At 45.5% G+C, this 10,235-nt stretch carries 10 protein-coding genes; 2 read left to right on the top strand and 8 right to left on the bottom strand.

All coding sequences use genetic code 11. The annotated features are described in order from the left end of the window. The first annotated feature begins 85 nt into the window (after positions 1–85). Positions 86–268, top strand: a complete 183-nt coding sequence (locus tag MHB85_RS18040) for a YjfB family protein (protein ID WP_105599263.1) — start codon at positions 86–88, stop codon at positions 266–268. Positions 269–408: 140 nt separating this feature from the next. Here the strand turns inward: MHB85_RS18040 and MHB85_RS18035 are convergent, their stop codons facing one another. The 5 genes from MHB85_RS18035 to MHB85_RS18015 all read right to left on the bottom strand — a co-directional run bounded on the left by MHB85_RS18035 (position 409) and on the right by MHB85_RS18015 (position 6,059). Then, on the bottom strand, positions 409–1,146 hold the full coding sequence (locus MHB85_RS18035) for an HAD family hydrolase (protein ID WP_105599262.1): 738 nt from the start codon (positions 1,144–1,146) through the stop codon (positions 409–411). 71 nt (positions 1,147–1,217) lie between these two features. After that, complete coding sequence (locus tag MHB85_RS18030) at positions 1,218–2,267, bottom strand: zinc-dependent alcohol dehydrogenase (RefSeq protein WP_105599261.1); 1,050 nt, start codon at positions 2,265–2,267, stop codon at positions 1,218–1,220. Positions 2,268–2,544: 277 nt separating this feature from the next. Beyond that, positions 2,545–3,783 carry an aspartate aminotransferase family protein gene (locus MHB85_RS18025; RefSeq protein ID WP_091020559.1) on the bottom strand — a complete coding sequence of 413 codons (1,239 nt, stop codon included), beginning with the start codon at positions 3,781–3,783 and terminating at the stop codon, positions 2,545–2,547. A 90-nt stretch (positions 3,784–3,873) separates the two neighbouring features. Further along, a complete protein-coding gene (locus tag MHB85_RS18020) occupies positions 3,874–5,082 on the bottom strand; it encodes an MFS transporter (protein ID WP_091020557.1) in 1,209 nt (402 codons plus the stop codon). A 344-nt stretch (positions 5,083–5,426) separates the two neighbouring features. After that, complete coding sequence (locus MHB85_RS18015) at positions 5,427–6,059, bottom strand: DUF1963 domain-containing protein (RefSeq protein WP_091011919.1); 633 nt, start codon at positions 6,057–6,059, stop codon at positions 5,427–5,429. Between the two features lie 204 nt (positions 6,060–6,263). Between MHB85_RS18015 and MHB85_RS18010 the strand changes: the two genes are divergently transcribed. Then, positions 6,264–6,965 (top strand): pseudouridine synthase, encoded by a 702-nt coding sequence (locus MHB85_RS18010; protein ID WP_105599260.1) that lies wholly within the window; start codon positions 6,264–6,266, stop codon positions 6,963–6,965. A 62-nt stretch (positions 6,966–7,027) separates the two neighbouring features. Here MHB85_RS18010 and MHB85_RS18005 read toward each other — a convergent pair whose 3' ends face one another. The 3 genes from MHB85_RS18005 to MHB85_RS17995 all read right to left on the bottom strand — a co-directional run bounded on the left by MHB85_RS18005 (position 7,028) and on the right by MHB85_RS17995 (position 10,145). Next, on the bottom strand, positions 7,028–7,957 hold the full coding sequence (locus MHB85_RS18005) for a DMT family transporter (protein WP_105599259.1): 930 nt from the start codon (positions 7,955–7,957) through the stop codon (positions 7,028–7,030). Beyond that, positions 7,954–8,805 (bottom strand): AraC family ligand binding domain-containing protein, encoded by an 852-nt coding sequence (locus tag MHB85_RS18000; protein ID WP_105599258.1) that lies wholly within the window; start codon positions 8,803–8,805, stop codon positions 7,954–7,956. Before MHB85_RS18000 ends, MHB85_RS18005 begins: the two co-directional genes overlap by 4 nt. Before the next feature lie 224 nt (positions 8,806–9,029). After that, entirely contained in the window at positions 9,030–10,145 is a 1,116-nt protein-coding gene (locus MHB85_RS17995) for an NADH:flavin oxidoreductase (RefSeq protein WP_223199725.1), read from the bottom strand. Positions 10,146–10,235 lie beyond the last annotated feature (90 nt).

Below are 10,235 nucleotides of genomic sequence, written 5' to 3'. Positions count from 1 at the left end.
TGGGGTTATTTTTTAACAAATACTCCATGCTAACCGATATATAATAAGTACACCTAAGTGACCCGAATTGAAAGGAGTGAAGATCATGGATATTGCAGCATTATCAATGGCAATGAGCCAAGCTTCAGTCGTACAGTCGGCAAGCTTGCAAGTGATGTCAATTACAAAAGACATGGCACAGCAGCAAGGCCAGCAGATGACGGAAATGTTGAAGTCTGTGCCTGCTCCTCATCCCAATCTGGGTGGAAGTCTCGATCTTTCGGTTTAGTTGATATTACAGCATGTGTTTTAATGTAACACCCATTGCAGCAAGCAAAACCCGACCCGCTCCAATTCGAAAGAATGGAAGCGGGTCGGGTTGTTTTTTCCATAGATATGTTTAGGCGTTTACTTCCAGACTTACTTCGGCTAGCGTAGCTTCGCCAGGCTTGGCAATCTGCCTTCAAAGGACAACGTATCCTTCAAGGTCCATAACTCATCGTAACTGGAAATCTGAAGATCGGCTTTGGATAAGTCTTGGTTGCCTGATCCCGGATTGTGATAACCGATGCAGCGCATGCCTGCACTTTTGGCCGCCTGAACACCATTACGAGAGTCCTCAATCACCAGACAATTGGACGGGGATGCGCCAATCATTTCAGCTGTGGTCAGGAAAATATCCGGTGCCGGCTTGCCGTTCTCGACTTCCTCTCCGGTCATTCGTACCTCAAAGTATCGCCCAAGTCCAGTCTTGTTCATGATCAAATCAATCAGTGCACGTGGAGAGGAAGAAGCAACGGCTATGGGAATGTGTTGTTCGTGCAGCCAGCTTAACCAGCGTTCCACGGAAGGCATTGCCGTCAAGTTGGAATGAGCCAGCATGGTTTGCATCACATTATGCTGATGATAAGCCAATACTTCATCTAACGTACCTGTCAGTTGATGTTTGTCCAATACTTGCTGCCACATGGACTCCAGCGTAACTCCAACATAAGTATGGTGTTCTTCTTCGGTCATCACTGCGCCAAAATGGGCAAAAGAGCTGCGCTCAATCTCGAAATATATCGGTTCGCTGTCAATCAGTACACCATCCATATCAAAAATGACTGCTTGAATGATGTCATCATCGGCCGCTCCCAGTCCGCCAAACTCTTGGTTTGCTACCATGTTGTATTCCTCCTCAAGGATTGTGTATACCTATGTCTCTAATCTAATCCATTCATGGTGAGCTTTCGACTTTAGAAACTGGAACCGCTGGATTGCAGCACAACTTTAATGGCATGTGAAGAGGCTTGAAGTGTACGTCCCTGAATATCGCAGCCAAGTGTGCGGAATGCCTCTTCGTAATCCTCTAACGGAAAGGAGTGGGTGATGATTTTTTTCGCCGGAATGATCTCTTGCTCAATCATATAATGTGCTGTTGCGAATGTGCCCAGAGAATCGATGGAGCCAATAATTTTCAGACTGCGGTCCACGACTTCTTTTGGATTAAAGGACGTATTTCCATCTCTCAGACCTACCAGCATCAGATAACCGCCACTGGCGAGCTGGGAGAGTACTTGTGTACCTACAACACCTGTTGTATCCACAATCATATCGACCTGATGGGTTGCGGGTGAAAGCGATTCTATTGCATTTTCGAAGGAAGAATGAACCTGCCAACGATCTGGTGCAATGGAGCCGGCAATCGCTAAGCGTTCCTCCGAGATGTCGACCAGACAGCCAGTAACACCTTTGGAAGCGAGCGCGTAGCTGTACAGAATGCCAATCGGGCCTGCGCCGAGGATGATCGTTCTGAAATTCGGCAGTAGATGGATCTGATTGATCCCCGTCAGCATACAACTGAGCGGTTCAGTCAATGTCGCTTCCTCATAGCTCACATGATCCTTTAATTTGTACAAAAAGCGATCTTCGGTCACATAATAATCTGTAAATGTCCCGTCAGCACTTACACCTGTCTCCGTTACAGACTTATGTGTACAATGATTTTGTCTGCCTGTTCTGCACATGTCACATTGTCCGCAATAGTAGGTTGGGTCGATCACAACCCGGTCGCCCGGTTGCAATGTCGTTACCGCAGAGCCAACATCAATGACTTCGCCAGCAGACTCATGGCCGAGAATGACCGAAGGGACCGCGTGATATTTGCCGCTAACAATACCGAGATCGGTACCACATACACCTGTCGCACGAATACGAACCAACACCTGATTATCTCTTGTAATTTCCGGGACAGGTCGTTCCTCAAGTGCAACATCCCATGCCGATTTGTATACCAATGCAAGCATGATATAACCTCCTTGTAATTATATAAAATATAAATATAGCGATTCATCTTAAAGCAGTTTCTGACAAGCTACAAAAGTAGTGAAGGGGACGAAATCGATTCTGGAGAAGCAGAGCGTTCGCCTCAAAGCTTTCTGAAAGAAAGCTGCTTCGGAAGCATACGCTATCAACGGATTTTCCCCTTGGGAAAAGGGGAATCAAAAAAATCCGGGGATAACAGCGATCATAAGAACGATTCGTAACCGAAACGACCACTTCGAACAGTTGCATTGAAATGTTTTAATGAACGCTGGCAAGCACAGAATCCAGCCGCTCCACAATCTCAACCAGTTCGTCTTCGGTTGTGGTAAGGGAAGGCCGGACCTTAACAACGTTGCCAAATCCATATCTTGAACTTCTCAAGATTAGATGCTCATCTGTAAAAGCGCGGTCAACAATGGCATTGGTTTTTAGCATATCCGGCTCATTACCGTCACCTACAATCTCCAACCCCCACATTAACCCGACACCACGAGCTTCCCCGATACTTGGGTATTTCATAGCCAATTCATGCAGCAATTCACCCAGAATTTCACCTTTGCGTTTCACGGCATCGAGAAATCCAGGTTCAGATACCACCTCCAGGGTAGATTTGGCAGCGGTTACGGAGATCAGATTGCTTCCTGAGGTGAAGGAGTGTTCATGCTTTTCGAGCACATTCAATCGGGATTGCATTAATACAGCAGCAACAGGTACGCCAATTCCGCCAAGACCTTTGGCAAGGGTAATCATATCAGGCTGGATATCAAACAGTTCGCTGGCAAACATGGTTCCGGTACGACCGATTCCTGTCTGTACTTCGTCAGCAATGAGAATAATATTGTACTCATCACACAGTTTACGCAGTCGTTTGAAATATCCGGCGGGAGGGATGATATTGCCGCCATTCCCGAGAATGGGTTCAATAATCATACAGGCGACTGAGCCGGAACTTGCATATTCTATCGCATCAGATATAGCTTCAACACATTGATAGCCGCAGTCTCCATTTGAGGATTTGAATGGGCAACGATAACAGTATGGGGCAGGTACATGGACAGCGTTAGCCACAGCCGAATTGGGGAAGCGTTTCCGCCGGAAGGCATTCCCCGAAATCCCGGTGGCAAATTGGGTCTGCCCATGATGGGACAGATACAGGCTGATGATGTCTGTCGATTCGGTATACTTCTGTGCAATTTTGGTTGCACATTCGTTGGCAGTTGAACCAGTGATATCCCGCATCCATCCGGCATTAATGTCGTTTGGAGCATATTCGATTAAGTGATCAAGTACTTCATTTACGTACGGTTCGGTGAAGGAGGAAGACATATGCGTCAGATTGCCGACTTGTTCCTGAATTTTGCTGACAACATGTGGGTGATTATAGCCCAGTGACAGATTGAACGTGCCCGACACGCCATCCAGGTATTCAACACCTGAATCGTCAATCAACTTAATCCCTTTTCCGGCTATGAAGCGGTTGTTGGTTAAAGTTTGCATACGATTTCCTCCAATATAATGGTGTACTAGCTCGAACGAAGCTCAACAATCCCGGATGATGCGGGCATCACCTCCCTTAAGAAAGGATGTTTACATTTCCTTGCTATGTTGTGCGAGAGCAGCACGTACTGCATTATTTTTTACAGTCCATAGATGAGAGACCATCAATGTGAGCAGCAGGATCAGACAGAATCCAGCCAAAATCCAGATTGTATTCACGACAGGTCCTGTACTCATACTCCATCCAGTCACATACTGCAAGATGGCACCTCCAATACCACCCGATGCGATCAGGATACTGGTTGTCCGCTCGGTCATACCGGGAATCAGAACATTTGCGTAGACCAGTGCGATACAGAACAGCCCTGACATGAACAGACCGGTTCCGAAGATGAGCACATACGTTGCCCACTGTCCAGTTACAAATACCATAGCGACCGTAAACAAAAGCGTGCCAACCGTACTCCAGATCAGGAAAGGCATATAGTTGACCGATTCGGCTATTTTTCCGGAGAAAAGACGACCGATGATCATCGCAATCCACAGGATGGAGACACTTAGCGATGCGACAGATTCCTGAAGTTGCAGTCGTTCTACGAGTATGGAGGGCAGGAAGTTCATCAATCCCAATTCCAATCCCATGTAGATGAAAAAGAAGATGACAAAGATCGTCAGCAGACCCAGATGTTTTCTCGAATATTGGGCTTTACCTGCTGCATGTGTCACTGTATTCTCGCCAGCCTGTTCCAGATAAAGTGCGGCTGGCCGGGGCATAGTGATCCACAGCAGCATGAGAACCAGTGACAACACGGCCACCGTATAAAAAGTAAGATGCCACAGATCCATCCAGATGAATAAAGCAGCAACAGCCGGGATGAGAAGTGCTCCAAGAGCAAAGAAGACATCCAGCTTGGACATGGCGACCGCCTTTTGATTCTCAGTGAATTCGATTGTGAATGCACCTACAGAGGGTTCGATGATACCTGAACCGAAACCTACGATAATCGTGAGAAGAAGAACTACAGACCAGGATGGTAAAAAACCGAGTAATGTATAAGCGGCTACAATACAGATCAGGGCAAGGGTCAGCATAGCTTTTCTTCCGATACGGGCTGTCAGGGCAGGAGCTACAATTACACCGACAAGAAATCCAAGAAACTGCAGAAACAACAAAAATCCGCCATCACTGTAACCGCGTTCATAATGTGACAATAAAACAGGGAGAAGTGCACCGAGCACAACGCTGGTTATGCCGATTAACAGATAAAAACCACAGCTTAGAGCGAATATTCTTTTCAAAAGCCCACCTCCTAGTTGGATAAAAATTTTATATTATGTAATTAATGTTTATTTCATATATAACTTATACCATAAATGCCCAAATGTACATGCTTTTTATTGTAAAATAATGTTAAGTTTTGAAGGTTGGAAATATTTTTTGTGTTATATTTTTTTCTAAAACGATTTCGTGTCGAAAGGATACATATGATCCAATCCATATGACCTTTTAACAGGGTTTGGCATCTGTATTGATCGAGAATAGTAAAACGTGCATATATAAAAAAACGTTCCCTGTCTGAGTAGACGGGAAACGTTCTGATTAGCCGTTTTATATGATGATACCTGACTTCCACGTATCGCTATTAAGCAGTCTGTACAAAGAAAATTCCATCGAATGGTGCGTGAACAGACGCCGGACCACTTCGCAAAAATAAATAACCGTTTGCATCGGGAAGACCCAATATATCCCGATAAGGCTCAGGAAAATCTCCGGAATATATTTGACACACCAGTTGATGTTCCTCTAGCAGATGGTCAATTCCTTTCACACCGTTTGGTAAATTGGGAGAGAAAAATGAGAATGCAGGGAATTCCTGATCGTCTAACTCCATTTCAATCAAACGTACGCGGCTTAACGGAATGGGTGGAACGGGACATACGGAAGTGAGTGGATGCGAAGTTACCGAGACATAAGTGCATCCGGCGAGAATATTCTCGTTCCATTCCAGCTCATCTCCCGTATAGGTTACCTGATCCAGAAAGTATTCGGAGGCGGAGTAGGTTGAGAAGACCGAGATATATTTATCTTGTGGTAAAGAAGGGATATGGACCTGCTGTGAAAGTGTATTGCAATTGATGGAGAACAGATGTAATAAAGGCTGCCCCTCAGGGTTGAGAGGCCAGTCTGCAACGTATGCCATTTCTCCACCAATCCACATGCCAGAGTTTTGGATTGGATCATCGGGGTCAACTATAAATCGAGTAACTTTGTACATGAGAAACTCCTTCCAGTGTGTATTTTGGCTTTCCTAGGTAACGTTGTATGTGTTTTTATATAACCATTCATTGCTTCGTTTCAGTATAAATGAGATGATGTGGAATGAAAATCAGTACAAGGTACTAACTCATTGCACGAAGCGAATGAACGTACCAGCACTCTAAGCACCAGTGGCAATACTATAGATGAGAAGTGGTGACACATGTTAATTAACAAATACATAAGTGAAACGGGATTCTGCTCCCGCAGGGAAACGAACCGTTTAATTGCAGCCGGACGCATAACGATCAATGGCAGGATATGTGAAAAAGGGGCGGAAGTTGAACCTAACGATGTGGTACTCATTGATGGCAAGCAGATTCCTCGTAATGACAGCGAACCTGTCTACATTGCTCTGAATAAACCCATCGGTATTGTCTGCACAGCAGCAGAACATGTGAAGGGGAACATCATTCAATATATGAATTATCCTTCTCGCATATTTGCGATAGGCAGGCTGGATAAGGCATCTGAGGGGTTGATTTTGCTTACGAATGACGGAGGCATTGTGAACAAGATGATGCGTTCGGAGCATAATCATGATAAAGAATATGTAGTGACTTTAGACAAACCCGTAACTGACGAATTTGTAAAGTCCATGTCTGAAGGCGTTGAAATTCTGGACGTGGTGACCAAGCCCTGCGAAGTGTATAGGCAAAGTGACAATGTATTTCGTATTATTCTGACACAGGGTCTCAATCTGCAGATCCGCAGAATGTGCAAAGCCTTGGGGTACCGAGTCCTGAAGCTGGAGCGCGTGCGAATTATGAATATTACGCTGGATCAACTGGAGCGGGGACAATGGCGTCATCTGGAGCAAGAGGAACTGGAGATTCTGATGTCTCAATTAAATGAGATAAAATGAATGAATTCTGCGCATGTCAACGGTGGCCAACCACGATATATCAGTGAAAAATGAAGCAAACACTAACCCCTATGCGGATTAGTGTTTTTGTTGTTAAGCTTGTGTCCTTTGCGCTCTGAAATGTAAGAGCCAAATAGGGTTAAGAACGCCCCAATTACAATCACCCAAGTGATCTGTTCCCGAAGAATGAGTGCAGATGACACGACAGTAATGACAGGTACCAGATAGATATATACACTCGTTTTGATAGCTCCGAGAAGATTCACAGCCTGGTTCCAGGTCACGAAACACAGCGCGGAGGCACCCAGACCGAGGTAGAGAATATTGGAGAGATTGGTCATGTTCGTGAAGCGTCCGAGTTCCCAATGGAATTCAAACAGGAATAGAGCTGGCAGCATGAAGATCAGGCCATAGAAGAATACCTTGCGGGTCGCACCAATGGTGTGATAACAAAGTTCGCCAATTTTCCGCATTAACACAGAGTAGATCGCCCATACCGCAGGTGCTATGAAAGCAAGTAGATCACCTATCGGATTCAGTTGCAGAATGAAACTGCCGTTCAGTGCGATAAGTAGGATGCCGCTCAAGGCAATCCCGAATCCGATAATGAAGCGGCGAGTTAACTTCTCACCATCTAAGAAGAAATGTGCGAGCACGGCAGTGAAGAACGGGGCAATGGAGACAATAACACCCACGTTGGAAGCAGTCGTATACACCAGTGCAATATTTTCAATGAGAAAATATAGAGTTACTCCACATATTCCTGCTCCGATAAATAACCATTCTTCTCTGAATGAGGCGGTCCGCAGTGAACGCGGATAGATTAGTACGAGTACCAAATAGCCGATCAGAAAGCGAAAAAATAAAATTTCTACAGGAGTGAAATCAATCAACAGGACCTTCGTCGAGACAAAGGTAGTTCCCCAGATCAATATGGTAAATAAGGCGAGCAAATGTCCGGTAGCGGCATTGGTGTTATGATGACTCGTCATACGAGGTTATCTATAGTTCGTTTCAATTCCGCATCATGGTTGAAGATACGTCTATATTGCTTCGGCGTCAGGCCGATCAGTTTTTTGAAAAAATTCGTGAAATGGCTCTGGTCACTGAATCCGGTCTGTGCGGCTACTTCAATCGGAAGCAGGCCTTGTCCCAGCAGACGTTTAGCTTGATTAATGCGAATGGTTTCCAGGTAGCGGTAAGGGGTTATCCCTTTCTGGCGAGTGAATAAACGCAGCAGGTGATACTTACTCATCTCCGTCAAATCGGCTAACTCGTTCAGCGAAATGCTCTCCATGTAATGCGCTTCTATGTAATCACATATGTGCCTGACCTCTGTGGTTACATCCTGCGTGGATACAGGCGGTTCAGCATCCGAATAATCTCGCAGCAATTGATCCAGTAGTAAGAGTAATAATTCTTCTTTGCAGAAATCCGATTGCTCTTCCAGAATCATCTGATGCAGCTCGTGCAAGGAACCCACAAGTTCACTTTGGTAGAGAACGGGGGATGTAAACCGTGGCAAGTAAGCTTGTCCAGTAATCTCTCTCGCATACTCTCGCATAACCTCAGGCTGGACGTTGATACAGCGATAATCGAGGGTTCTGCCATCGACCTGTTCGCAGGCATGTGGATCATGTGGATTAAAAACAATCATATCACCACTATTCAAAATGTATTCTTCGTTGTTGCAGACGAGGTGTCGCTTGCCTTGTTCAATAAATCCAATGACGTAATAGTCATGAAAATGATTGGGAAACTTCTGCATAATGCCTTCAAATTGATAAGCTTCTAGATGTAAGTCGGTATCAAAAACGACAGTCCGGACTTCCCGAGTCATGATGCACCTTCTTTCTGGTATGTTAAGGTCATTATAGGTTGCAAAGAAGGAATTTTCTTGAACGATATTGCTATTGCTCGAAGTGTTTAAACGGACAGATATCTCTAAAAACAAAATACCCGCAATCCCGGAGGAAAGCGAGCCCTTTGCTTAGTATAGTTTATTTATGAGTTCAAACCTATATATAGGGGAGAAAAAATCTCTTGAACAATAAGAAATTGTTCTTAGTGTAACGTAGCGAGTGCTTCAGGTGTAAAAGCCTGTATCTCGGATACGCGTCCTTCACGTATTTTGGCAGCCCATGCCGGATCGCCAAGGAGTGCACGTCCCACAGCTACCAGATCAAATTCCTGCTGCTCATATCGCTTCATGAGTTCGCCCATACCTGGATGTGTTGTTTCATCTGCTCCTGCTTCAGGCTCATCTGGCATACCCACAGAACCAACGGTAATTGTGGTTCGGCCACTCAGTTTTCTTACCCAACCTGCAAATCCAAGATCAGATCCTTCGAACTCGGGCTCCCAGAAGCGTCGTGTCGAGCAGTGAAAGATATCTACACCTGCGTCAACTAACAAACGAAGGAATTGTTCCAATTGTTCGGGGGTTTCGAACAGTCTGGCTTGATAATCATTCATCTTCCATTGGGAAATCCGCATCGCAATAGGGAAATCAGGACCTACCGCAGCACGAACTGCCATGACAAGTTCAACCGCGAATTGAGTTCGTTTTTGAAGGTCACCGCCATAGCGATCCGTTCTCCTATTCGTTGTTTTCCAGAAAAACTGATCGATCAGAAACCCGTGTGCACCGTGAAGCTCAATTCCGTCAAAACCGATGCGTTGCGCATTAACTGCTGCATCAGCATAAGCTTGAATCACCGTTGCGATCTCTGTCTCCGTCATAGGCGCACCTACTTGCGTACCTTCCATATCAACTCCCGATGGACTCAGTGATGCAGCTTCCGGGTGTGGGTTAGATCCTGAAGGACGAACGATTCCCATGTGTAAAATCTGCGGAAAAATCTTGCCGCCGGCTTCATGGACTTGTTCGACCACTTCAGCCCAGCCTTGAAGAGCTGCTTCTCCATACATATGAGGGATTCTAGGCTCACTTGATGCTGATGGATGCTCAATGGTCGCACCTTCGGTAATAATGAGTCCAACACCATGCTTGGCACGCCGACGATAATATGCGGCTACATCGGGGCCAGGGACACCATCCGGGGAGAAGGCACGAGCCATGGGGGACATGACGATGCGTGAGGACAGGGTTAATTTTTGAACAGTGTATGGTTGGAACAGAAACTCCGTAGAAATAACGTTATGTTGTTGATTACTCAAACTAAGCACCTCCATTATTATGCACCTTCAAGCGGGTACGAGTGCAATCTTAACAAGGTGTATAGGCGTGCTCAACCAACAATCGGAGCA

Origin of the sequence: Paenibacillus sp. FSL K6-4396, assembly GCF_038002525.1 — a bacterium.
Classification (GTDB): domain Bacteria; phylum Bacillota; class Bacilli; order Paenibacillales; family Paenibacillaceae; genus Paenibacillus; species Paenibacillus amylolyticus_B.
The sequence above is the reverse complement of the archived record's forward strand: the minus strand, read 5'-3'. Positions and strand labels throughout refer to the sequence as shown.

What these genes read in the sequence shown, in the direction of transcription:
- MHB85_RS18040 (WP_105599263.1), top strand. Translation starts at nt 86, where the DNA reads ATGGATATTGCAGCATTATCAATGGCAATGAGCCAAGCTTCAGTCGTA.
- MHB85_RS18035 (WP_105599262.1), bottom strand. Translation starts at nt 1,146, where the DNA reads ATGGTAGCAAACCAAGAGTTTGGCGGACTGGGAGCGGCCGATGATGAC.
- MHB85_RS18010 (WP_105599260.1), top strand. Translation starts at nt 6,264, where the DNA reads ATGTTAATTAACAAATACATAAGTGAAACGGGATTCTGCTCCCGCAGG.
- MHB85_RS18000 (WP_105599258.1), bottom strand. Translation starts at nt 8,805, where the DNA reads ATGACTCGGGAAGTCCGGACTGTCGTTTTTGATACCGACTTACATCTA.
- MHB85_RS18005 (WP_105599259.1), bottom strand. Translation starts at nt 7,957, where the DNA reads ATGACGAGTCATCATAACACCAATGCCGCTACCGGACATTTGCTCGCC.
- MHB85_RS18015 (WP_091011919.1), bottom strand. Translation starts at nt 6,059, where the DNA reads ATGTACAAAGTTACTCGATTTATAGTTGACCCCGATGATCCAATCCAA.
- MHB85_RS18025 (WP_091020559.1), bottom strand. Translation starts at nt 3,783, where the DNA reads ATGCAAACTTTAACCAACAACCGCTTCATAGCCGGAAAAGGGATTAAG.
- MHB85_RS18030 (WP_105599261.1), bottom strand. Translation starts at nt 2,267, where the DNA reads ATGCTTGCATTGGTATACAAATCGGCATGGGATGTTGCACTTGAGGAA.